Below are 22,829 nucleotides of genomic sequence, written 5' to 3'. Positions count from 1 at the left end.
TCAGAACGTCGTCCGGACGGCGGTGACCTGCTCCCGCACCCAGGCGCCGACCGCGGCCGCACCGGGGTCCTCGACCAGCGACTGGGCGATCACCGGCAGCTCACCGCGGATCCGCGCCGCGTCCCCGGTCATCACGCCCAGGTCGGCGCCGACCAGTGGTGCCAGGTCGGTCTTGTTGATCACGAGCAGGTCGGCGGTGGTGACCCCCGGGCCGCCCTTGCGGGGCACCTTGTCCCCGCCCGCGACGTCGACGACGAAGATCTGCCGGTCCACCAGCCCGCGTGAGAACACCGCCGTGAGGTTGTCCCCGCCCGACTCGACGAGGACCAGTTCGAGGTCCCCGAACCGCTCCTCCAGGAGCTCGATCGCGTCGAGGTTGGCGGTGATGTCGTCGCGGATCGCGGTGTGCGGGCAGCAGCCGGTCTGCACCGCCTCGACCCGCTCCGTGGGGAGGACCGCGTTGCGGCGCAGGAAGTCGGCGTCCTCGGTGGTGTAGATGTCGTTGGTGACCACGGCGAGGCGGACCCGCCCCGCGAGGCTGCGGGCCAGCGCCGCGACCAGTGCGGTCTTGCCGGAGCCGACCGGGCCGCCGATGCCGATGCGCACCGCGCGGCCGCCGGCGGGGGCCGGGGTGTGGTGGTCGTGGTCGGTGACGGTCGGGTCGAAGCTGATCACGTGGCCGTGACCGTGGCCGGTCGTTGCGGACTCAGGAGGCAAAGAGACGCACCCTCTCGCGGTGGTGGTGGATGTGGGACTCGGCCATGAGGTCGAGCAGCGGCGCCCCGGGCGCCGGGAGATCGGCGGGGTCGCCCCCGGCCAGGGCTGCGGCCTCGGCGGCCACGGCCTCCAGCTCGTCGCCGAGGGCGACGACGGCGGTGTTGACGGCGAACGGGTCCAGTCCGAGCAGCCGCACCGCCGCCGATGCGGGCCCGGACACGGCGAGGTAGCCGACGCAGCGGGCAGCCGCGGTCGGCGGCTCCCCGGCCGCGCCGACGACGACCCCGACGAGCAGCGGTTGGTGCGGCCGCCGGTGGACCGCGACCAGGGCGTCGAGGGCGGCCGACGGCCACGCCGACCGGACCGCGCGCAGCGACGCCCGGCCCTGGGACCGGGACGCCTCCCGCTGGGCCGCCGAGGGGGTCCGCGCGTCGAGTGCGGCGTCGAGCTCCGCCCACCCGGCGCCGCTCCCCGCAGCGAGGTCGGCAGCGGGGCCGGCGGCGAGGTCGGCGGCGGCCGCGGCGGCGCAGGCGGCGACCCGGCCCGCGGTGCGCAGCCGCCCCTGGAGGAAGGCGTGCAGCGACGCGACATCGGTGACCAGGCCGCGGCCGGCGGCCTCCTCCAGCCCGCCGGAGTGCACGTGGCCGCCGCCGGGGAACCGGGCGTCGGACAGGACGAGCGAGGCGAGCATCAGAACAGGAAGTACCGCTGCGCCATCGGCAGCTCGGCGACCGGGGCGGGCTCGACGACGTCGCCGTCGATCGTCACGGTGAACGAGTCCGGGTCGACCCGTACGTCCGGGGTCGCGTCGTTGAGCAGCATCCCGGCCTTGCGCACCGAGCGCGTGTCGGCCACCGGCACCGCGGGGGTCGCCAGGCCGAGCCGGTCGGGGATGCCCTCGTCGAGGGCCGCGGGGGCCATGAACGTCAGCGAGCCCAGCGCCGCGGGGGTGTGGGCGTAGCCGAACATCGGCCGGCCGTACACCGGGCCCGGGGTCGGGATGGAGGCGTTCGCGTCGCCCATCTGCGCCCACACGGCGAACCCGCCCTTGAGCACGACCTCCGGGCGCACCCCGAAGAACTTCGGCTCCCACAGCACCAGGTCGGCGAGCTTGCCGACTGCGGTTCCCCCATGATCGGGGAGGCATCAGCTATAAGGGGTAGCGATGCCAGAGGTACGGAAGCGCTACGACCGGGAGTTCCGTGACGGAGCGGTCCGGGTCGTGGAGGAGACGGGCAAGCCGATCGCCCAGGTCGCCCGTGACCTGGGGGTCAACGAGGGCACGCTGGGCAACTGGGTGGCCCGTGCACGAGAGGCCCGCGAGGACACCGAGGGCCTGTCTCGCGGCGGCGTCGAGGAGCTCAAGCGGCTGCGCGCGGAGAACGCCGAGCTGCGGATGGAGCGTGATGTCCTCAAGCGATCCGTGGTCCTGTGGGTCAAGGAGGCGACGAAGTGAGCGTGGCCCGTTTCATCGCCGACCAGAGGACCTTCCACCGGGTGCCGCACACGCTGGCCTGCGCCCTGTTGGGGGTGTCGATCTCCTGGCTGTACAAGTGGCTCGACCGCGCCGCGCGTTCCGACGGTGGTGCCACCGCGACCGAGAAGCGCCGCTGCGCGTTGGACGCCGCCGTGGCCGTGGCGTTCGACGACGCCCAGCGGCTACACGGCTCACCCCGTCTGCACGCCGACCTGTGTGAGGCCGGATGGCGGGTGTCGGAGAAGACCGTGGCGGACTCGATGCGCCGCCAGGGCCTGGTCGCCCGCCGGATCAAGCGGCACAACGGGCTGACCCGCCAGGACCGCACGGCGCCGAAGTTCCCGGACCTGCTTCGTCGGGGTTTCACTGCGGCCGAGCCGAACCGCAGATGGGTCGGGGACATGACCGAGATCCCCACCGCGGCCGGGAAGTTGTATCTGGCCACGGTGATCGACCTGTACTCGCGGCGGCTGCTCGGCGCGGCCACGGGGCTGCACCCGAACGCCGAGCTGGCGTGTGCGGCGATCCGGATGGCGGTGGCGGCCCGCGGCGGGGCGGACCGAATCGCCGGGGTGATCTTCCACACCGACCGCGGGTCGACCTACACCGCGGGCGCGTTCACCGCTCTGTGTCGGCGGCTCGACATCCGTCAGTCGATGGGCCGGGTCGGGTCGTGTTTCGACAATGCCGCGGAGGAGGCGTTCTTCTCCAGCCTGGAGTGGGAAGTGCTGTCCCGCAACGACTTCGACACCATCAGTAGGGCGCGGGCGGCGGTCATCGACTGGTGTTACGGCTTCTACAACCACCGGCGGCGACACAGTGCCGCCGCCGGGCTCTCACCGATCAACTACGAGAACGCCGCCCTCACCCGAGACGCGGCATAAGAACCCTCCACGATCTCGGGGGAACCGCAGGACGGTTCATACAGCCAGACGACCGGTCTGTGGGTACGCGGAATCCTGGCCGAGGAGTTCGGCGTCGACGCCCGCGACGTGACGTGGGTGACGACCGAGGAACCGCACGTCGCGAGCTACGTCGAGCCGCCGAACGTCGAGCGGACCAGCGGCAAGGTCCTCGAGCTGATGCGCCACGACAACGTGGCGGCCGCAGTCCTGGGCCCGCCCGCCCTCGACGGCGCCGAGGGGCCCTTGGTCCCGATCATCCCGGACTGGCGCGAGGCCGAGGAGGCCTGGGGCGCCCGGCACCGGACGGTGCCGATCAACCATATGCTTACCGTGCGCCGGGACCTGCTTGAAGCCGAGTCCGAGACTGTCGCGGAGCTCTATCAGGCGTTCCGCGCCCCGATCGAGGCCCGGAAGGACTCCGACACCGGTACCCGGGCGCGCGCCCTGCGCTTCGGCGTGAGCGACGAGCTCGTCGCAGGCCTGCAGGTCGCGATCGACTACGCCCTCGCCCAAGAGGTCATCCGCACACCGGTGACGGTCGACGAGCTGCTCCCGGACTTCACCCGCCTTCTCGGCGAGCGCTGAGCGCCGCCTCCTACCCGACCACCCGAGGTGCACATGTTCAACGTCGACACCCACACTCACATCATCTCGTCCGACACCGCGACCTACCCGGCCGCGCCGCTGGGCGGGCACCGCTCGACCTGGTCGCAGGAACGCCCTGCCGACATCGACGGTCTCCTGCGCGAGGCGGACGCCGCCGGCGTCGAGCACCTCGTGCTCGTGCAGGCCTCGACGGTCTACGGGTTCGACAACAGCTACGTCGCCGACCAGCTGGACGTGCGATCCGACCGGCTCAGCGGGGTCTGCTCGGTGGACTTCCTCTCCCCGAACGCCGCCGACGACCTGCACCACTGGATCAGTGAACGCGGCTTCTCCGGCGTCCGGATCCGCGCCGCGGACGGGACTACCACCGTCCCCACCCCGGGCCGCGGGCTCGACGACGAGCGGATGACGCCGGTGTGGGAGTACGTCTCGACCCACCGGGTGCCGGTGTGTATCCAGATGCACGCTCAGCACGCTCCGACTCTCGCCGACCTGCTCGAGCGCTACCCGGGGCTGACCGTGCTGCTCGACCACGGCGGACGGCCGCAGCTCGAGGCGACTACTCCGTACCCGGTCCCGCTCGGTGCGACCGGGCGAGTGCACGCCAAGATCACCCCGCCTGCCGTGCTCCGCGCCCAGCGCGAGGTGGGGTCCGCCGCGCCGCTGGTGACCGCCCTGGTCGCGGAGTTCGGTGCGTCGAACGTGCTGTGGGGCTCCAACTTTCCGGCTTCGGTCGGGAGCCTGGCCGAGCTGTACGACCTCATCACCGCGCAGTTGCCCACACTCGACGACGGAGACCTGGCGGCGGTCCTGGGCGGCAACGCAGCGCGGATCTACGGGCTCGCGGCCGAAGCCGCGGCGACGGGGTGACCGTCGTGCGTACACCTGCTGTCCGCCGGCTTCTGGCCGCCGTCACATTGACCGCCGGCCTGCTCCTTGCCGGCTGCGCGAGCCCGCCGCCCGTCGAGGTGGCCTCCGACCTGGACGGGCTCTACGAGCAAGCCAGGGCCGAGGGTGAGGTCATCTGGTACTCGCCGAAGCCCGCGGCACAGATGCAGCCCGCCATCGACGCGTTCCAAGCGAAGTACCCGGGCATCGCGGTCAAGTACACGAACAAGAAGGCCCCCGATCTGGTCACCCAGCTCAACGTCGAGCAGGCCGCGGACCGGGTGAGCTTCGATGTCTCCAACGCCGGCGGCCTGACGGTCCTGCCTTCCCTCGACATGGCCGCGCCGGTGAACTGGGCCGACCTGCAGGTGCCTGCCGACCAGATCTTCGCCGACAACCTCGTCTACGTCTGGGCTGTCCCGAAGGTATGGGCCTACAACACCGCGGCTGTCCCCCAGGAGGAGGTCCCCACCAGTTGGGACGCCCTCCTGAACCCACGATGGGCAGCCGGCAGGCTCACCGTCGAGTCCCGGGGGTCCTTCATGACGGTGTGGGCCCAGGACCCCTCGCTGGGCACCGGCGCCGGGATCGACTACGCCACTCGTCTGGCGAGCCTGCGACCTCACTACACCGAGAACACCACCCAGGCGCACACGAACATCATCTCCGGTCAGACGCCGATCGGGACCGACCTGATCAATCTGGTGCTGGAAGACCAGCGGAAAGGCGCGCCGATCGCGGTCGCGCCGGTCGGACCCACAAACGCCAACAAGGCCTACCTGTTCGTAGCCAACGGTGCCCCGCACCCGGCGGCAGGACGCCTGCTGACCGCGTTCCTGGCCTCCGAAGAAGGCCAGGCAGCCCTGGTCGACAGCTACAACTCGGTCATCCCGCCGGCCACCGACTGCTCCACCGCCACCACCAACAAGGTCATCGGCGCTCTGTGCGCGGCCGGAGTCTCCTGGTTCAGCGAGACCGACGTAGCCCAGTACCAGCACTTCACCGACTTCTTCCCGGAGGTCGAGAAGGCCCTGGGCACCGACATCTACTGACGGGCTCCCGTTCGAACCACCCACCCGCTTGGAGACTTCAGCGATGCAGTCCGGCACTCAGCTATCCACTCGAGTACCTCCTGCTTCCAGGGCCGACAGCAACGGCGACGACCTCGGGTCCGATCGCCCGCGCAAGCCCCGCAGAGACCGAGTCCTGGTCGCGGTCAACATCGCGATCGGCGCCCTACTCACCTACCTCGTCGTCTTCCCGCTCGGCATGCTGGTCTACAGCAGCCTCAAGGACGCCGAGCTCAAGCTCCCGTTCCAGGTCCCCGGTTACACGCTCGACAACTTCGCGCGGATCCTCACCGGGCAGCGCCTGTTCGAGGTCGCGCTCAACACTCTGATCTTCGTCGTCGGGACCGTGGTCTTCGCGCTGGTCGTCAGCGTGATCCTGGCCTACCTGTTCGAGCGGACCGACCTGCCAGGCCGCCGGATCCTCGCGCCGTCGACGCTCGCGCCGATGGCCGTGCCCGCCACCGTCATGGCCGTGGCATGGGTACTGGCGGCGAACCCGACCAACGGACCGATCGCACTACTCGTGCAGAGTGTTCTCGGCTTTCCGGTCGACATCTACTCGCTGCCCGGAATGATCCTCGTGGCCGGCATCTTCGGGGTGCCGGGCATGTACATCATGATCGCTCCGACGTTCGCCCGGCTGAATCTGGAGTTCGAGGAGGCCGCCGCCACCGCCGGCGCCGGCTGGTGGACCCGCACCCGCAAGGTCGTGCTGCCGCTGACCGTGCCCAGCATCTCCGCCGCGAGCATGCTGCTGATCGTCATCGCGCTCGAGGAGTTCTCGATCCCGGCCATCCTCGGCCTGCCGGACCAGATCTTCGTGTTCAGCAGCCTGATCCAGAACGCGCTCCAGCCGCCGTCCGGGATCGCCAACTACGGCCAGGCCAGCGCATACGGCGTTCTACTAGTCTTGTTGTCACTAGCCCGGACTCTTCACGGGCTGTGCCGGTGATCTCCGACCCCAACTGAAGAAAGTGCCTCGTGACCAGGTAAGACAGCGGGTGTCGAAGCCCTGTCCGCCATGGTCGAGGAGGCACTTTCCGAGTGCAGACTACAAGCACGCGCCCACCGGTCATCGTGACCGCCGACGGCGCTGGGGTGGTGTCGCACGTCGGGTCGCGTCTGCTGGCCGATGTCGCCGACCGGACCACGTTGACCAGTGAACTCTCGACCGCGCTCGCACCGCTGCGACGAGCTCGGGCGCGTCATGATCCGGGGCGGGTGCTGGTCGATCTGGCCGTCGCGGTCGCCGACGGGGCCACGAGGATCTGCGAGATCGCGGTCCTGGCCGATCAGGGCGCGGTGTTCGGGTCGGTGGCATCGGACTCGACCTGCTGGCGACTGCTCGACAAGCTCGACGAGCGCCGGTTGTCCTCGATCGCGGCGGGGCGGGCGCGGGCCCGGGAGGTGGTCTGGGCCCAGCACGCCGACGTCGATGGTCGCGCGTTTCCCGCGGCTCGGGTCGCCGGCCGCGACCTGCGCCGGCACGGCCGGGACGTGCTGGTGATCGATCTCGACGCCACGATCGTCATCGCCCACAGCGAGAAGGAACAGGCCACGCCCACGTTCAAGAAGACGTTCGGGTATCACCCGATGCTGGCGTTCTGCGACAACACCGGCGAGTTCCTCGCCGCCCGCTTGCGCCGCGGGAACGCCGGTGCGAACACCGCCGCGGATCACATCAACGTGCTCGACGACGCGCTCGCCCAGATCCCTGACGCGTTCCGTCACGGGCACCCGATCCTGGTCCGCACCGACACCGCGGGCGCCACGAAAGCCTTCCTCGCCCACATCCGAGCGCAACAAGACACAGCGGTGAGCTGTGAGTTCTCCGTCGGCTGGGCCGTCACCGACCGCGAACGCACCGTGATCAGCCTGGTCCCGAAGACGGTGTGGGCCGAGGCGGTCGACGCTGACGGCGGGCACCGTGACGGCGCCGGGCTGGCCGAGATCACCGGCTTGCTCCCCGCCTCCGCGTTGGTCGACTACCCGGCCGGGACCCGCGTTGTCGTCCGTCGCGAACGGCCGCATCCCGGCGCGCAGCTCGATGCGTTCGAGGAGCGTGACGGCTGGCGCTACACCGCGTTCGCCACCGACACCCGCGTCGGGCAGCTCGCCTTCCTCGACGCCCGCCACCGCGCCCACGCCCGGGTCGAGGACCGGATCCGCTGCGGCAAGGACACCGGCCTCAACCACTTCCCGTCCCGGTCCTTCGCCGTCAACGCGGCGTGGTTGACCGTGGTCATGCTCGCGGTCGACCTGATCACCTGGACCCAGCGCCTGCTTCTCGACGGCGACCTGGCGAAGGTCGAGCCGAAGGCGTTGCGCTACCGGTTGTTGCACACCGCCGCGCGGATCACCCGCGGGCAACGCCGAGTCTGGGTCCGTATCCAACGGTCCTGGCCCTGGGCGGTCGATCTCGCCCGCGCGTTCGCGCGGCTGTGCGCGTTGCCTGTTCCTGCTGGTTGATCTCCGAAGCCCGACACGACGAGCGGCGGGAGCTCCCGGCAGAACGCGCAGGCCGGCCCCTTCGCCATGCCCACCCATCGAACGAACCGGACCGGATCCGCCGCCAGCCGATCACGCGGTCAATCCGCAGCTCCGTGAATCACCAGGGCTAGTGATGATCGCTGTCTACCGTCGACAGACCCGCGAGTCGCACCGATTCCAGGTCGTCAGCGGGAAGGGCTACCGCGCCACCCCGGTCCGCCTCGGCCGCTGGAAGATCCCCGCGACAGCTGGCGTCACACTCTATGTCCTGCTCGCCATCGTCGTTCCGATCCTGACCCTGGTATGGACGAGCCTGACACCGTTCCTGCAACCCGTCAGCCTCTCCAGCATCGGCGACCTCAGCTTCACCAACTACGGTGCGATCTTCACGAACCCGGCCCTGAGCCAGGCCGTGCTCAACACGCTCGTGATCAGCGTCGTGACCGCGACCGCGACCGCCGTGCTCGCGCTCTGGCTGGCGCTCGCCGCAACCCGGGGTGGCCGCTTCGGGCGATGGCTTTTCGACCTGTCCTTCCTCGTCTTCGCCATCCCCAGCGTCGTCCTGGGCGTCTCGGTCCTGTTCCTCTATCTGTTCGTACCGATCCCGGTCTACGGAACGATCTGGATCATCATCATCGCCCTGACCACCCGCTACATCCCGCGTGGATCGCGCATGATCCAGACCGCGCTGCTCCAGCTCGACAACGGGCTCGAGGAGGTCGGCCGGGTCTCCGGCGCTTCGTCGGCAACCGTGGTGCGCCGCGTCGTCCTGCCCCTCGTCGCACCGACAGTGTCCCGGACCTGGCTGTGGGTGTTCGCCAACGCCCTCGGAGAACTTCCGATCGCGCTGCTGCTGTCCAGCTCCGACAACCGCACCATCGTCGTGTTGTTGTGGGACATGATCGGTGAGAGCGCGAACTACCCCGAGGCCAGCGCCCTCGCCGTCCTACTGCTCGCCCTCACCGCCGTCTCCGTCTGGTGGGTCAACCGCCGTGGCGCCCAACCGACACACTGAGGTGTTCCGACCATGTCCAACGCCCTCGCGACCCCCGCCGCCACCGACGTCTGCGTGGAGATCTCCGGCCTGAAGAAGGAGTTCTTCCGTCACAACAACGCCCGAACCCACCGCGCCATCGACGACGTCAGCTTCGCCGTCACCAAGGGCGACTTCTTCACCCTGCTCGGCCCCAGCGGCTGTGGAAAGACCACCACCCTGCGTTGCCTCGCCGGTCTAGAGACCGCCGACGGCGGCGAGATCACCATGGACGGCACGACAGTCTTCTCCGCCGACACCAAGCGCGACGTCGCCCCCAACGACCGGCCTATCGCGATGGTGCCCCAGTCCTACGGGATCTGGCCGCACATGACGGTGTTCGACAATGCGGCCTTCCCGCTGCGCTACGGCCGCCGGACGTTCCCGAATCACGAGACCAAGAGGCGTGTGTCAGCCATGCTCGCGCAGGTCGGGCTATCGGACTACGCCGACCGATGGTCGACTCAGCTAAGTGGCGGTCAGCAACAGCGCCTCGCCCTGGCCCGCGCCCTGCTGTGCGAGCCTGAGGTCCTCCTGCTCGATGAACCACTCTCCAACCTCGACGCCAAACTCCGCGCACAGCTGCGCGCCGAGCTGCGATCGTTCCAACAGCGGTTCGGCGTCACCACCATCTATGTCACCCACGATCAGACCGAGGCTCTGGCCATGTCGGACACCATCGTGGTGATGAACCGCGGGCGCATCGAACAGATCGGCTCGCCCGATGAGATCTACGAGGCCCCGGCCTCGCGCTTCGTGGCCGACTTCGTAGGCAGCGCCAATCTCATCCCTGGAGTGCTGGACGGTCCGACACCGTCTGCCGGGGGCGCCGTAGACGCCAAGACCGAAGTCGGCACCATCCAGTGCGGACGATCAGCCCCAGCGGCCGGCCCCCTCTCCCCAGGCCAGGAACTGACCGTATGTGTACGACCGGAGAACATCCGCGTCCTCGCGGAACCAGCAATCCAGGACGTCGGTCCCAACTGTTTCCAGGCCCGGGTGGAAACGACCGAGTACCTGGGAGACCGGCAGGAGATGAACATCGTCATCGGCGATGTCGCGCTCCGGGCCCATGGTCCCGCCCACCCGCGAGTCCAGCCCGGCGACGACGTGACCGTCGTCCTGGAGCCGGCTCGAACCATCGCGCTGTGGGCCTAGTACACGGATGAACCGGTCGGGAGCTCCGGATCTGTCGAGGAGCCCCCGGCCGGGGTCCCGGGCTGAAGTTGAAGCGCACGCCGTGCCGACGACAAGTGGTGTCGCATCGCTGCCGCGGCGGCCTCAGGGTTGCGCGTGGCGATCGCTGCCAGGATGGCCTCGTGTTCGCGGACAGATTGCGGCCGCGGGTGCGGGCGATCGACGTCCCGATACTGCCTAACGACCAGCGGGTACAGCAGGCTCTCGACGAACTTCGTCAACATCGCCTGACGCGCCGCAGCCTGTACCTGCTTGTGGAACTCTCGGTTCAGCTTGTTGTACTCCTCGCGGCCGCCAGGAATCTGTTGTGCCCACATACCCTCGCAGGTGGCAGTCATCGCTGCGATATCATCGTCGGTAGCCCGCTCGGCCGCCTTCGCGGCCAACGCCGACTCCAGCACCTCACGGGACTCGAGAATCTCTGCCGCTTCCTCGATGGAGAAAGAGCGTGTACGGGCGCCACGATTGATCTCTGCGGTGACGTACCCATCCTGTGCCAGGCGGGCCAGCACCGACCGGATTGTTCCCCGCGAAACCCCCAGTTGTGATGTCAAGTCCGACTCGGTGAGACGAGAGTCCGGCGGGTAGTGCCCGGAAATGATCATAGAGCGAAGCTCCGAGTACGCCTGGGTCGTCCGGTTGAGGGCTACGTCCTGGCCAGCTTCAGCGGTCAGCGCCATGTTGTCCTCCAGTCCGGGGCGGAGCCGTCAACTCTACCGGATTGTACAACAACCGAGAGCCTGGCCGAGGCGGTCACCTGACCGGGCGGTGCGCGACCCGGTGGAGGCGTCGGTTTGCTCCACCCGGGCCGCCTGGATCGCTTCCAGCACCCGCGAATCCGTTCGCCCGGTCGGGCTCGAACCGCGTGTCCTGCGGTGATCCACCAACCCCACAGGCCCTTGGAGGCATAGGCTTGGCGTCGGCGGCGGATCGTGCGCGCGCTCACCGCGACCCCGAGTGCGGCGAGCTCAGCAGCCTTGGCTTCCTCCCGCTCCTGCAGAGTCGTGGAGCTGGGATCGTACTCGGGCATTACCGGTTCGTCCCGTCCGTCGCGCTCGCACTCCCGACGCCGGTCTCGACCTCCACGACGTGGACCTGCCACCACAGGGCCCGCTCCCGCGCCTCGGCCGACACACCGTCGAGCAGCCCCAGCCCGGCCACCGAGAAGGATGAGCCAGCGCGGGGCGCCTCGAACTTGGCCACGGCCAGCAGGTGGGTCATGGATATGACAGACGTCGCGCCGGTGGGGCCGAGCAGCCGCACCGACGTACCCGACAGCCCGACCACGCTGTGACCCTCGCCGTCCAGGCGCACCCGATCCCCCGACACGCCGTGGTGTCGCGAGACCGGCTACAAGACCGGAACCGTTTGGCGTGCTGTTGATGTTGGCCAACCAGGGAGGACGAATGGCCAACATCGTGAAGACTTGGCCAGGTTCACCGAGACTCGACAGCTCCCGTTCCCGCGGTGGAGCCGGTCGCCATAACCGGGGATTCCCTGGATTATCCAATGTTGGATGTGTTAGTAGTAACGAACCACGAACTGGTTTCTAGTTTGAAGAACACGAAGCTGTAGGGTGGGTGCATGGTGGACACGATGGTGCGGTGCGGATACAGCCGATGCCGGGCGGAGCTGCCCCCGCCCGGGCCGCAGGGCGGCCGTCCGCGGTCGTTCTGCCGGGACACCCGGTGGGAGCAGGGTCGGACCTGCGCGCAGATGGCCCGCGCCGAGCGGGAGGCCCTCGGCGCCCTCGGCCTCGACACCGGGACCGGGGCGTTCGCGCTCGACGCGGACCGGCTCCGCGAGCACGTCGGTGCGCTCGCCGGACCGGTGGCCGAGCTGTCCGGGGCACTGACCGCCGTGCTGGACCGTCTCGACGAGATCGAGCGCGACGCCCTGGCCGCCACCGAGGCCGCCCGCGCCGCCGCCACCGAGTCCGACGCGGCCCGTCAGCAGGCCGACGCCGCCCGGCAGGCGGCCGAGCGCCGGGCCCGTGACGCAGACCGGGCCGCCGCCGACGCCCGGCAGGAGCGGACCGACGCGGTGGCCCGGGCCGAGGAGGCCGCCGCCACCGCCCTCGCGGCGACCGAGGCCCTCGGCGCCGCGCGCCAGCAGGCCGCCGACGCCGTCGCCGCCCGGGACGCCGCCGTCGTCGCGCGCGACGCCGCTGTCGCCGACGCCCGCGCGGAGCGGGAGGCCGCCGCGTCCGCCGGCCGGGGCCGGGAGACCGCGGTGCTCGCGGCCCGGACCGCGGAGCACGAACGCGACACCGCGCTCGCCCGCGCCGACGACCTCGCCCGCGACCGCGACCGCGTGGCCGGGGAGCTGGCGGCGCTGCGCGCCGAGCTCGTCTCAGTGGCCGGCGAGCGGGCCGGGCTGGCCGAGACCGTCGCCGAGCAGCGCAGCCGTCTCGCCGGGCAGCAGGACACGCTGGCCGAGGCCCGTGCCGTCGCCGACGGGCTGCATGAGGAGCACGACGCGGCGCGAGCGGAGATCCGGGAGCTCTCCGACCGGATCGAACGCGTCCGCGCCGAGCGCGACGGCCACGCCGCCGAGCTCGAACGGCTGCGGACCGCGGCCGTGGAACCCGCTCCTGTGCCCCGGATGCACCCCGACGACCTCGCCGCCCTGGCCGCAGCCCTGAAGGACTGACCCACCGGGCGGGGCCGGCGTCGGGGCGGTGCGGCTCGCGCGGACGCGACCTGACCGTCGAGATCGCGACCGTCCGGCGTCAGGAGCCGTCCTGAGCCGCCCGGTCACCGGTCGTCCGGTCGGACAGGGCCCAGCTGGCCAGGACGTCCATCGCCTCGCGCGACGGTGACCCGGCCGCGGTCGAGTAGAGGAACAACGTGGTGTCCGGATCACCGGGCGGGGTGAGGGTCTCGTACTCCACGCTCAGGTGCCCGACGACCGGGTGACGCAGCCGCTTGGTCCCGTAGGTCCGCTGGTAGACGCGGTGCTCCCCCCACCAGCGGTCGACATCGGGGCTCTCCCGGCGCAGCTCGGCCACGAGCTCGACGGTCGCCCGGTCCCCGGGGGCGCTGCCTGCTTCCAGCCGCAGGGTCCGAGGACACCCCGGCGAGCAGCGCCACCTCCTCCCGGCGCAGCCCCGGCACGCGGCGGACGCGCCCGTCGGCCGGGCAGGCCCGCCCGCGCCGGGTCGCACTGACCGCGGGCGCGGCGCAGGAAGTCGGCTAGTACTCCAGCCGCACTTCGTGATGTGGGTCTGCGCTAGGCTTTGATCTTGTGCAGGTGGAGGAGGACCTAGAGGCGTGGGCCGGCGGCCTGGACGGGTTGTTCGGGCTGGTGGCGGGGCGGTTCTTCCGGACGGAGCCGCGGCGTCGGGCGCGGGCGTATGTGCGTGGATTGTTGGCGCCGTTGGCCGGGAAGAACGGGTGGACGCTGGCCGAGGTCGCCGGTGACACGACGCCGGACGGGATGCAGCGGCTGCTCAACTCGGCGGCTTGGGACGCCGACGGGATGCGCGATGACCTGCGGGACTACGTCACAGAACACCTCGGCGAGCCCGGCGGGGTGCTGATCGTCGACGAGACCGGGTTCCTGAAGAAGGGGGCCAAGTCGGCCGGGGTGCAGCGCCAGTACTCCGGCACTGCGGGCCGGGTGGAGAACTGCCAGCTCGGGGTGTTCTGCGCCTATGCCAGCGGCAGGGGCCGCACGTTGATCGATCGTGAGCTTTACCTGCCCAGGTCGTGGACCGGTGATCGGGAACGTTGCCGGGCTGCGGCGGTGCCCGACGAGGTCGAGTTCGCCACCAAGACCGTGCTGGCCAAGCAGATGCTCGGCCGGGCCCTCGACGCTGGTGTCCCGGCGTCGTGGGTGGCTGCGGACGAGGCCTACGGTCAGGACTACAAGTTCCGCTCCTGGTGCGAGAAGCGCCGGATCGGCTACGTCGTCGCCGTGCCCCGCAGTCAGTCGATCCCGCTCTCGCTCGAGGCTGACATCGCCGGGCTGGCCGGGTCACGACGCGCCGACGACCTGGTCGCTCGCGCGCCGGAGCAGGCGTGGAAGCGCCGCTCGGCGGGGGACGGGGCGAAGGGTGAGCGGCTCTACGACTGGGCCGTGGCCAGCCTGTCTCCGCCACCGGAGGCGCCCGCCGGGTGGGGGCGCTGGCTGCTGGTGCGCCGTCAGATCCTCACCGACACCCAGATCGCCGCCGGTGACGAGCCGGAGTTGGCCTACTACCTGTGCGCAGGCCCGCCCGGCACCAGTGACGACGACCTCATCCGGGTCGCCGGCGCCCGGTGGGCGATCGAGGAGTGCTTCCAGACCGCGAAGAACGAGGTCGGGCTCGACCAGTACCAGGTGCGGCGTTACGACGCCTGGTACCGCCACATCACCCTGGCCATGCTCGCCCACGCCTACCTCTCGGTCACCGCGGCGATCGCCCCAAAAGACCTGGCAGCGGGCTCATCCCGCTCACCCTCGCCGAGATCCGACGTCTCCTGGCATCTCTGATCCACATCCCCGCCCGCACCGTGGGCTGGGCCTGGTCGACCTGGCGTCGCCGTCACCAACACCGAGCCCGCGAAAGCCACTACCGACGACGAAGACAGCCCAGCTAACGAAGTGCGGCTGGAGTACTAGCTCGCGGTTGTTCCCGGCTGGCACGACAGTGCTGCCTGCGCTATGCCCGCCAGTATCGCCCGACCCGGTCCGTCCCACCTGGCCCTGTGCGTCCTGGTCAGCGGAGTCCGCGGTCGGGCAGGGCCCGGTATCGGCCCCCGCGGCGCCCATGCCGCCACGAGGCTGGGGACACGCTCCGATCGCCGGGAGCGCACCACGGTCGACCATCGAGGGAGAACCACCATGAGCCGGATCCTGATCGTCATGTCCGCCGCCGACACCTGGGAGCGCACGGACGGCACCTCCTACCCGACGGGCTACTGGGCCGAGGAGCTGGCGGCGCCGTACGAGACGTTCGTCGGCGGCGGGCACACCGTCGAGTTCGCCTCCCCGGCCGGCGTTCTGCAGCCCCTGGACCAACACAGCGCCGACCCCGAGGTCGCCGGCCCCGACAGCGCGCGTTACGTCGAGGTCGCGGAGACCGCCCTGCGGGAGTTCGGGGCGCCGCTGGTGCTGGCCGAGGTCGACCCGGAGCGCTACGACGCGATCGTGCTCCCCGGCGGCCACGGACCGGTGGTCGACCTGCACGAGGACGCCGACCTGGGTGCCCTGCTGGCGCGGGCCGATGCCGACGGCCGGATCGTCGGCGCGGTGTGCCACGGCCCCACGGGTCTGCTGAGCGCGACCGGCCCGGACGGCGGCTGGCTGTTCGCCGGGCGCCGGATGGCCGCCTTCACCGACGAGGAGGAGCAGATCTTCGGCACTGCGGAGGGCGCTCCATGGCTGCTGGCGAGCCGGCTGCGCGAGCGCGGTGCCGCCCACCAGAGCGGGCCTGCCTACGAGGCGTTCACCGTCGTCGACGGCAACCTGGTCACCGGTCAGAACCCGGCGTCCAGCGCGCCGATGGCCGAGCAGGTCAACGAGCCCTGCGTGCCCGCGGCTAGGTGTTGCCGGTCCGGCCGAGGAGGAGGGTCTCCCGGGCGAGCTTCTGGCCGACCTGGTGGGCGAGGTGGGCCGAGCCGTCGCCGCCGTCGAAGGAGCCGAGGTCGGCGTCGGTCGGTGTGGCGCGGGCGTGCTCGCGGGGACGATCGTCAGGCCGGCGCCGGCGTGCATCGTGTGATGGCAGTGCTCATCCGTCGGTGGGGGCAGGCCGCGATTACGCCGTCCGGACCTTCCGACGGTCACGCGTGACTGTAAGTTCTCCTCGGGGTAGGAGGTGTCACCGTCGATGCCGACCACGGTCACGGGGTCCACATGAGATGGATGCTGGGCAGGCTCCGTCGCGGGAGGCACCGTGCCCGGGGCCGGTGGCGCCGCCGGGGCTGCACGTGGCCGTGGTGACCCGTCGTCGACGCGGCCTGGCACGCTCGGCGTCATGACCTCCCGTGTTCCCTCCCGTCGTCGCCCCGACGGCGAGGTCCCCGCCCCGGTCGTGGTGACGGTGCTGCGCGAGCGGCTCTACGGCACCCTGTCCTGCCTCTCGACCCTGCTGGTCCTGCTCGGCCACGGCGGCGAGGGATCCTCGGCCGGGTCCGCGATCGTGGACGTCGTCGTGGCCGCGGGCGCCCTGTGGGCGGCGAGCCTGCTCTCCGACGTCGTCGCCCACCTCACCGTGCACGGTCACGGCCCCCGCGGCCACGAGCTCGTCGCCGCGCTGCGCAGCTCGGGGCAGATCCTGCAGGCCTCCGCCGCGCCCGTCGTGCTGCTCGCCGCCGCCGCGGTCGGGCTGCTGGAGCTCACCACCGCGCTGGAGCTCGCGACCGGGGTGACGGTGCTGGTGCTGGCCCTGTTCGCAGTGCTCGCGGCCCGGCGGACCCCGCTGTCCTGGTGGGGACGGGCGCTGCTGGTCGTCGCCCTGGTCGGGCTGGGCGCACTGGTCATCGTGGTCAAGCTGCTCGCGCACGGCTGACCTCGCACACGGCCGACCCCGGCCGGTCCGGTACGGACTCAGGCGGTGCCCGGGCGGGGCGGCCCGTACCGGAACGACGGGAGCGATCCCTCGGCGGTCGCGCGGGGCGAGAACCCGTCGAGGAGGCGGTCGACCCCGGACCAGGCACACGCGGCGGGGACGTCGTCGTCGAACGGGGCGAGGACGTTCACGCAGTAGGCGGCGTCGCGGCCGCGGACGGTGTCGGCGACGGCCGGGGCCCGCCCGGCGGCGCCGCCCAGGTGCCGGATCCCGGTCACGACCATCGGCCCGGTGCGGGAGACGACCCGGTCGAGGGCGGCGCGGTCGAGCCCGTCGACCAGCACGTCGTCGCCGAGGTAGGCGTGCGGGACCTCGGGCTCGGCGTACACCCGCGACGACGTGCGCGGGTCCAGCGGGGCGACGGTGTCGTCGTCCCAGGCGACGGCGGCGCGCAGCGGCGCGAGCAGCGCGTCGGTACGGCCGGTACCGCCGGTGCCGACGACCCCGACCCGCAGGACGCGACGTCCGCGCAGGTGCGGGGGGAGGAGGGGCAGGTCAGGGTAGGGGACCACGGACACCCCGGAGGTGACGTCGTCGGGCAGGGGCGCGGTCCAGTCCGCCCAGGCGTGCAGCGCGGCTGGTTCGCCGGGGGCGTCCGCGGCGCCGAGGACGCGGACCAGGCCGCCGCCGACCAGACCGTCGGAGCCGAGCAGTCCGACGACGACCGCGGTGACGACGTCGCCGTCGTCGGGGCCGGTGCCGCGCACCCGGGCGAAGTACGTCGGGTCGGACTCCGCGGTCACCGTGACGGTGCCCCCGGCGCGGGTGATCTCGACGGCGCGGACGTGGTCGGCGGCCCAGCCGTCGGCGCGGACGGCGAGGCCGAGCCCTCCACCGAACAGGTACCCGGCGACGCCGACCGACGGTGCGCTGCCGTGCGGCGGGCGGAGGCCGTGCGGCGCGGCCGCGGCGACGACGTCGCCCCAGGTTGCGCCCGCCCCGGCGCGGGCGGTGCGGGTGCCCGGGTCGACCGTCACCCCGGCCATCGCCGCGGTGTCGATCAGCAGGCCGCCGTCGCACGGGCGGCGCAGGCCGTGCCCGGTGGAGTGCACGGCGACGGCGAGGCCCTCGCGGCCGGCCCGTGCCAACGCGGCGACGACGTCGTGCGCGCCGGTGGCGGCCACGACGGCCGACGGACGGTGGGTGATCCCGGTCTGGAAGCTGCGTGTGCTGGTCATGGCACCGAGCCTGGGCCCGGCCGCGCCAGAAATCGAAGAGATGGATCATCTATCAGCTAGCATCTTCAGTTATGGAACTGCGGCACCTGCGCTACCTGGTCGCGGTCGTCGACTGCGGGACCGTCACCGCGGCCGCCGCGGCGCTGCACGTCGCGCAGCCGGGGGTGAGCGCGCAGCTGCGGCAGCTGGAACGCGAGCTCGGCGCACCGCTGGTCGAACGCGGCCCGCGCGCGGTCACCCCGACCGAGGCCGGCCGGGCGGTCCTGCCGTACGCCCGCGCCGCGCTCGCCGCCGTGGAGGACGCGCGCGACGCCGTCGCCGCGCTGCACGGGCTGCTGCGCGGCCGGGTCGCGGTCGGCATGGCCACGTCGCTGCCGGACACCGTGCTCGCCGACCCGGTCGGGGACTTCGCCGCCGCGCACCCGCAGCTGGAGGTGACCCTGCGGGAGGGGACGACCGACGAGCTGGTCGACGAGCTGCGGGCCGGGCGGCTCGACGTCGCCGTGCTGGGGTTCCCGCACACCCCGCCCGAGGGCCTCGACGGACGGGTCCTGGTCGAGTCCCCGCTGGTCGCCGCGGTCGCGGCGGACGACCCGTTCGCCGGCCGGGCCGCGATCACGTGCGAGGAGCTCGCGGCCCGGCCGCTGATCTGCCTGCCCCGCGGGCACGGCCTGCGCGCCGCACTGGACGCGGCGCTGGCGGCCCGGTCGCTCACCGCGCGGGTCGGCTTCGAGTCCGGCGCCATGACCCTGCTGCTGCGTCTGGCCGCCCGCGGCGCGGGCGTGGCGGTCGTCCCGGAACCCGCGCTCGGCGCGGCCGGGGTGGCCGCACTGGCGCGGCCGCCGGTCGCGGTGCCGATCACCCCGCAGATCCGGACGCGGCTGCACCTGGTGTGGCGCCGGGGCGGGCCCGGCGGACCGGCGGCGCGTGCGCTGCTGGAGTCCCTGCCCCGGCAGCACCCGGCGCGGTGATGCCAGCTGAGATCAGCCGGGCATCAGCGGGGGACCGACACCAGCACCCGGACGGCCTCGGCGACGGCGGCGCGGCGCGCCACCCGGACCGCGGTGGCGATCGGGCGCAGTGCGTCGGACCGGGCGACCGCCGCCGACGCCGACAGCGCGCCTCCGGGCTCGTCGCCGGACGCGGCGGACAGGATCGCGTCGACCTCGTCGGCCTGCTGCAGCACCCGCAGCGCCTGCGGGGGCATCCCGCCGGGCCACAACGCCTGCGGGCGCCGGCGCAGCCAGGCCGCGATCTCCTCGCGCACGCCCGGCCGGTGCCGGGCCACGCCCAGGTCGGTCAACGCCGCGGCGGCGGCCCGCACCTGGCCGCGCAGCTCCCGCTCGGCCTCGTTCAGCGCGACGTACTCGGGGACCGGGCCGGCGTCGGTGACCGAGTGCACGGTCCAGCGGACCACCCCGTCGGCGATCGGCGACGGTACGATACCGAACCCGGCGTCGGGGAACAGCACGCCCTCGCCCGCGGTGATCGCGGCGTCGGAGAACGGGCCAGGGCCGGGCAGGCCACGCACGTCCCCCGGGGCGGGCAGCACCAGGCGGGCCTGTCCGCGCGGAGCGGCCCGGCGGACGGCGGCGAGCAGCATCGCCGTCGACGTCGGCGCCGCCCCGGGGCCGGGCAGGCCGGTCGTGGCGGCGGTGACGTCGTCGGCGGCGAGCACGTCGTGCGCCTCCGACCACGGCGCGAGCGCGTCGAGGACGTCGTCGGGTGCGGCGGACCCGGCCAGCCAGGCCGAGGCCCACACGGCGAAGGTCGTGGAGGCACAGGACACGGCGGTCAGGCTAACGGCCCATCCCGCGTCGCACACCCGGCACGTGGGTGACGCAGCGCTACGAGATTCACGCTCAGCGTCACCACCGGAGTGTGGGCGTGTCGTGCACCGGTCACCGACCGACGTCGACCGATACTGGCTCACCATGAGCCGGACCCACGACTACCGGGGCATCTTCGACACCGCGGGCACCCGTGCTCCGCGGGAGAGCCGGGTGACCGAGGTCGCCGCCGAACCGGGCCTGGTCGTCGAGGACCCGGCCAGCGGGTTCTGCGGTGCCGTCGTGACAGTCACCAGCTCGGAGGTGACGCTGGAGGACCGCTTCGGCCGCCGGCGGATCTTCCCGCTGCGCCCCGCCGGGTTCCTCCACGAGGGTCGTCCCGCGACGCTCGTCCGGCCGCAGGCCGCCCCCGCCGGTCGCACGCTGTCCGCCTCCGGGTCGGTGCACGTCGCGAACCTGAAGGCCCGCGCCGCGCGCGCCGCCCGGATCTGGGTCGAGGGGCTGCACGACGCCGCGCTCGTCGAACAGGTGTGGGGCCACGACCTGCGCGTCGAGGGTGTCGTCGTCGAGCCGCTGCACGGCGTCGACGACCTAGCCGCGGCCGTCCGCGACTTCGACCCCGGACCGCACCGGCGCCTGGGCATCCTCGTCGACCACCTCGTCGAGGGCACCAAGGAGACCCGGCAGGCCCGTGAGGCCTTCCGGGCCACCCCCGCCGCCCAGCACCACGTGCTGGTGACCGGTCACCCCTACGTCGACGTGTGGCAGGCGGTGAAGCCCTCGGTCGTCGGGATCCGCGAGTGGCCGGTGATCCCGCGCGGCACCGACTGGAAGACCGGGGTCTGCGCGGCGCTGCGGTGGGGCGAGCCCGCCGACGGTGCCCGGCGGGTGCTCGGCGCGGTCCGCAGCTACCGCGACCTGGAGACCCCGATGATCGGCGCGGTCGAGCGGCTCATCGACTTCGTCACCGCCGAGGGGACCTGACCCCGACACCGGGGTCGAACTCCGGCAGCGACCGGTAACGATCGGGCCAAGCAGTGCGGAGCATCCCGACGAAACGCCGACGGTGAATCGGACATTCTGGCAGGCTGGGAGCCATGGAACCGGCACTGATCTGGCTGCTCGTCGGTCTCGTACTGATCGGCAGCGAGCTCGTGTCCGGGGAGCTGTTCCTCGTCATGCTCGGCGGTGGGGCACTCGCCGCGGCGGCCGGGGCCGCCCTCGGGCTGACGCTCCTCCCGGCCGCCGGGCTGGGTGGCGCCGTGGCGGTCCTGCTGCTGCTGGCCGTGCGGCCGGCGGCGAAACGCAGGCTGGACGCGCACCTGGGCACCCTCGATCGCCACCAGGACCGGTTCGTCGGCGCCGCCGCCGAGGTCGTGCAGCGCGTCGACGGCGAGCGGGGGCAGGTCCGGATCGGACGCGAGCTGTGGTCGGCGCGGTCGATGGACGGGGTGGAGGTCCTCGAGGCCGGCAGCACCGTCACGATCCTGCAGGTGACCGGGGCGGCGGTGCTCGTCACCGGTCGGGGGGAACTACCGCCGTCCTGAGCCGCCACCGCGGTAGGACGGCCACGACGCCCCGGGGACGCCGGGGCGACACCGGCGCCGGTTCTCCGGCGCGCAGGGAGGGGAGAGCACATGGGCGCCGAGTTCATCATCGGCATCATCCTGCTCGTGCTGGTCGTGACGATCGTCGTGAAGTCGGTCGTGATCGTCCCGCAGGAGTGGGCGTACATCATCGAACGGCTGGGTCGCTACCACAGCATCCGTGAGGGCGGCCCGGCGATCCTGGTGCCGTTCGTCGACCGCACGCGCGAGCGGGTCGACCTGCGCGAGCAGGTCGTGTCGTTCCCGCCGCAGCCGGTCATCACGCAGGACAACCTGACCGTCAACATCGACACCGTCGTGTACTTCAAGGTCAACGACGCCAAGGCGGCGGTCTACGAGATCGCCAACTACATCGCCGGTGTCGAGCAGATCACCACCACGACGCTGCGCAACGTGGTCGGTGGCATGACGCTGGAACAGACGCTGACCTCGCGGGACCGGATCAACACCGCGCTGCGCGGCGAGCTGGACGAGGCCACCGAGCGCTGGGGCATCCGGGTCGCCCGGGTCGAGATCAAGGCGATCGACCCGCCGCCCTCGATCCAGAACTCGATGGAACAGCAGATGAAGGCCGACCGCGAGAAGCGGGCGATGATCCTCACCGCCGAGGGCCAGCGGGAGTCGGCCATCCGCAGCGCCGAGGGCAACAAGCAGTCCCAGATCCTCACCGCGGAGGGCGCCAAGCAGGCCGCCATCCTCGCCGCCGAGGCCGAGCGGCAGTCGGAGATCCTGCGGGCGCAGGGCCGCCGGGCCGCCCTGTACCTCGAGGCGCAGGGTGAGGCGAAGGCGATCGAGAAGAAGTTCGCCGCGATCAAGGCCGGAAAGCCCACCCCGGAGCTGCTCGCCTACGAGTACCTGCAGACGCTGCCGCAGATGGCCGAGGGCGAGGCCAGCAAGCTGTGGGTCGTCCCGTCCGACTTCGGGAAGGCACTGGAGGGCTTCACCCGGATGCTGGGTGCGCCCGGCGAGGACGGCGTCTTCCGCTACGAGCCCAGCCCGGACGACGGCACCGTCTCCAAGCCCGCCGAGGACGACGGCGTCGAGGACTGGTTCGACACCTCCTCCGACCCGGAGATCGCCAAGCAGGTCGCGGCGGCCACCGCGGCGGCCCAGCAGGAGGTCCCGCCGGTGGGCTCGGACGTCCCGCCGGTCCCCGGCACCGAGGTCGGCACCGGCGGCTCTGCGACCCCGGCCCAGCTGGAGGCCTCCCGTGAGGCGCCCGGCATCGGCCTGCCGGACGCGGCGCAGGGCCATCCGAACGGCCAGGAGCAGCGCGGCTGACCCACCCCGCCGCACCGCACTGCACCGCACGACACCG

24 protein-coding genes and 1 pseudogene are annotated in these 22,829 nt (G+C 72.0%); 17 read left to right on the top strand and 8 right to left on the bottom strand.

All coding sequences use genetic code 11. The annotated features are described in order from the left end of the window. The 3 genes and pseudogenes from ureG to ureC form a co-directional block, all read right to left on the bottom strand. Positions 1-717 carry an urease accessory protein UreG gene (gene ureG / locus XF36_RS13125; RefSeq protein ID WP_060712200.1) on the bottom strand — a complete coding sequence of 239 codons (717 nt, stop codon included), beginning with the start codon at positions 715-717 and terminating at the stop codon, positions 1-3. After that, a complete protein-coding gene (locus XF36_RS13120) occupies positions 707-1,411 on the bottom strand; it encodes an urease accessory protein UreF (RefSeq protein ID WP_060714671.1) in 705 nt (234 codons plus the stop codon). The genes ureG and XF36_RS13120 overlap by 11 nt, the downstream gene beginning before the upstream one ends. Continuing rightward, a pseudogene (gene ureC / locus XF36_RS30385) lies at positions 1,408-1,848 on the bottom strand (urease subunit alpha); the annotation flags it as partial. The pseudogene ureC and the gene XF36_RS13120, both read right to left, overlap by 4 nt. Before the next feature lie 34 nt (positions 1,849-1,882). Here ureC and XF36_RS13115 point away from each other — a divergent pair. From XF36_RS13115 to XF36_RS13075, 9 genes are all read left to right on the top strand, one after another. After that, positions 1,883-2,173: a transposase gene (locus XF36_RS13115; RefSeq protein WP_060710840.1), complete on the top strand. Its 291-nt coding sequence runs from the start codon at positions 1,883-1,885 to the stop codon at positions 2,171-2,173. Next, positions 2,170-3,078, top strand: coding sequence for an IS3 family transposase (locus XF36_RS13110; RefSeq protein WP_060712199.1), 909 nt, complete (start codon positions 2,170-2,172; stop codon positions 3,076-3,078). Before XF36_RS13115 ends, XF36_RS13110 begins: the two co-directional genes overlap by 4 nt. A 117-nt stretch (positions 3,079-3,195) precedes the next feature. Beyond that, the gene (locus XF36_RS13105) at positions 3,196-3,684 is read left to right on the top strand and encodes a hypothetical protein (RefSeq protein ID WP_060712198.1); all 489 of its coding nucleotides are present in this window, start codon (positions 3,196-3,198) and stop codon (positions 3,682-3,684) included. 33 nt (positions 3,685-3,717) lie between these two features. After that, entirely contained in the window at positions 3,718-4,575 is an 858-nt protein-coding gene (locus XF36_RS13100) for an amidohydrolase family protein (protein WP_060714670.1), read from the top strand. Further along, positions 4,572-5,645 carry an ABC transporter substrate-binding protein gene (locus tag XF36_RS13095; protein WP_202968524.1) on the top strand — a complete coding sequence of 358 codons (1,074 nt, stop codon included), beginning with the start codon at positions 4,572-4,574 and terminating at the stop codon, positions 5,643-5,645. The genes XF36_RS13100 and XF36_RS13095 overlap by 4 nt, the downstream gene beginning before the upstream one ends. A gap of 43 nt (positions 5,646-5,688) precedes the next feature. Further along, positions 5,689-6,615: an ABC transporter permease gene (locus XF36_RS13090; protein ID WP_202968523.1), complete on the top strand. Its 927-nt coding sequence runs from the start codon at positions 5,689-5,691 to the stop codon at positions 6,613-6,615. 92 nt (positions 6,616-6,707) lie between these two features. Continuing rightward, complete coding sequence (locus tag XF36_RS13085) at positions 6,708-8,132, top strand: IS1380 family transposase (RefSeq protein WP_060710764.1); 1,425 nt, start codon at positions 6,708-6,710, stop codon at positions 8,130-8,132. A gap of 154 nt (positions 8,133-8,286) precedes the next feature. Continuing rightward, entirely contained in the window at positions 8,287-9,168 is an 882-nt protein-coding gene (locus XF36_RS13080) for an ABC transporter permease (protein WP_202968522.1), read from the top strand. Positions 9,169-9,180: 12 nt separating this feature from the next. Further along, complete coding sequence (locus XF36_RS13075) at positions 9,181-10,344, top strand: ABC transporter ATP-binding protein (protein WP_060712197.1); 1,164 nt, start codon at positions 9,181-9,183, stop codon at positions 10,342-10,344. Here the strand turns inward: XF36_RS13075 and XF36_RS13070 are convergent. Continuing rightward, on the bottom strand, positions 10,341-11,063 hold the full coding sequence (locus tag XF36_RS13070; RefSeq protein ID WP_060712196.1) for a GntR family transcriptional regulator: 723 nt from the start codon (positions 11,061-11,063) through the stop codon (positions 10,341-10,343). The genes XF36_RS13075 and XF36_RS13070 overlap by 4 nt on opposite strands. A 349-nt stretch (positions 11,064-11,412) precedes the next feature. Next, a complete protein-coding gene (locus tag XF36_RS31565; RefSeq protein ID WP_145981350.1) occupies positions 11,413-11,604 on the bottom strand; it encodes a hypothetical protein in 192 nt (63 codons plus the stop codon). Between the two features lie 363 nt (positions 11,605-11,967). On the opposite strand from XF36_RS31565, the gene XF36_RS13060 reads away from it, so the two are divergent. Further along, a complete protein-coding gene (locus tag XF36_RS13060; protein ID WP_060712194.1) occupies positions 11,968-13,035 on the top strand; it encodes a hypothetical protein in 1,068 nt (355 codons plus the stop codon). Between the two features lie 79 nt (positions 13,036-13,114). On the opposite strand, the gene XF36_RS35210 is transcribed toward XF36_RS13060, so the two are convergent. Continuing rightward, entirely contained in the window at positions 13,115-13,549 is a 435-nt protein-coding gene (locus XF36_RS35210; RefSeq protein WP_349675558.1) for a hypothetical protein, read from the bottom strand. An 86-nt stretch (positions 13,550-13,635) separates the two neighbouring features. On the opposite strand from XF36_RS35210, the gene XF36_RS13050 reads away from it, so the two are divergent. From XF36_RS13050 to XF36_RS13040, 3 genes are all read left to right on the top strand, one after another. Then, positions 13,636-14,859, top strand: a complete 1,224-nt coding sequence (locus XF36_RS13050) for an IS701 family transposase (protein ID WP_082375830.1) — start codon at positions 13,636-13,638, stop codon at positions 14,857-14,859. 351 nt (positions 14,860-15,210) lie between these two features. Next, positions 15,211-16,158, top strand: a complete 948-nt coding sequence (locus XF36_RS35565) for a type 1 glutamine amidotransferase domain-containing protein (protein ID WP_414706224.1) — start codon at positions 15,211-15,213, stop codon at positions 16,156-16,158. Positions 16,159-16,342: 184 nt separating this feature from the next. Beyond that, positions 16,343-16,876 (top strand): hypothetical protein, encoded by a 534-nt coding sequence (locus XF36_RS13040; protein ID WP_060712191.1) that lies wholly within the window; start codon positions 16,343-16,345, stop codon positions 16,874-16,876. A 38-nt stretch (positions 16,877-16,914) separates the two neighbouring features. Here the strand turns inward: XF36_RS13040 and XF36_RS13035 are convergent, their stop codons facing one another. Continuing rightward, positions 16,915-18,114 (bottom strand): FAD-binding oxidoreductase, encoded by a 1,200-nt coding sequence (locus XF36_RS13035; protein ID WP_060712190.1) that lies wholly within the window; start codon positions 18,112-18,114, stop codon positions 16,915-16,917. A gap of 71 nt (positions 18,115-18,185) precedes the next feature. On the opposite strand from XF36_RS13035, the gene XF36_RS13030 reads away from it, so the two are divergent. Continuing rightward, positions 18,186-19,085 (top strand): LysR family transcriptional regulator, encoded by a 900-nt coding sequence (locus tag XF36_RS13030; protein WP_060712189.1) that lies wholly within the window; start codon positions 18,186-18,188, stop codon positions 19,083-19,085. Positions 19,086-19,108: 23 nt separating this feature from the next. Here the strand turns inward: XF36_RS13030 and XF36_RS13025 are convergent, their stop codons facing one another. Continuing rightward, positions 19,109-19,903, bottom strand: coding sequence for a hypothetical protein (locus XF36_RS13025; RefSeq protein WP_060712188.1), 795 nt, complete (start codon positions 19,901-19,903; stop codon positions 19,109-19,111). 145 nt (positions 19,904-20,048) lie between these two features. Here XF36_RS13025 and XF36_RS13020 point away from each other — a divergent pair, with 145 nt between their 5' ends. From XF36_RS13020 to XF36_RS13010, 3 genes are all read left to right on the top strand, one after another. Beyond that, positions 20,049-20,888 carry a DUF3097 domain-containing protein gene (locus XF36_RS13020; RefSeq protein WP_060714668.1) on the top strand — a complete coding sequence of 280 codons (840 nt, stop codon included), beginning with the start codon at positions 20,049-20,051 and terminating at the stop codon, positions 20,886-20,888. Positions 20,889-21,001: 113 nt separating this feature from the next. Then, positions 21,002-21,451 carry an NfeD family protein gene (locus tag XF36_RS13015; RefSeq protein ID WP_060712187.1) on the top strand — a complete coding sequence of 150 codons (450 nt, stop codon included), beginning with the start codon at positions 21,002-21,004 and terminating at the stop codon, positions 21,449-21,451. 90 nt (positions 21,452-21,541) lie between these two features. Beyond that, a complete protein-coding gene (locus XF36_RS13010) occupies positions 21,542-22,792 on the top strand; it encodes an SPFH domain-containing protein (RefSeq protein WP_060712186.1) in 1,251 nt (416 codons plus the stop codon). The last annotated feature ends 37 nt before the right edge of the window (positions 22,793-22,829 follow it).

Source organism: Pseudonocardia sp. HH130629-09 (assembly GCF_001294645.1).
Lineage (GTDB): Bacteria > Actinomycetota > Actinomycetes > Mycobacteriales > Pseudonocardiaceae > Pseudonocardia.
This window is presented reverse-complemented; position numbering and strand designations above follow the sequence as displayed.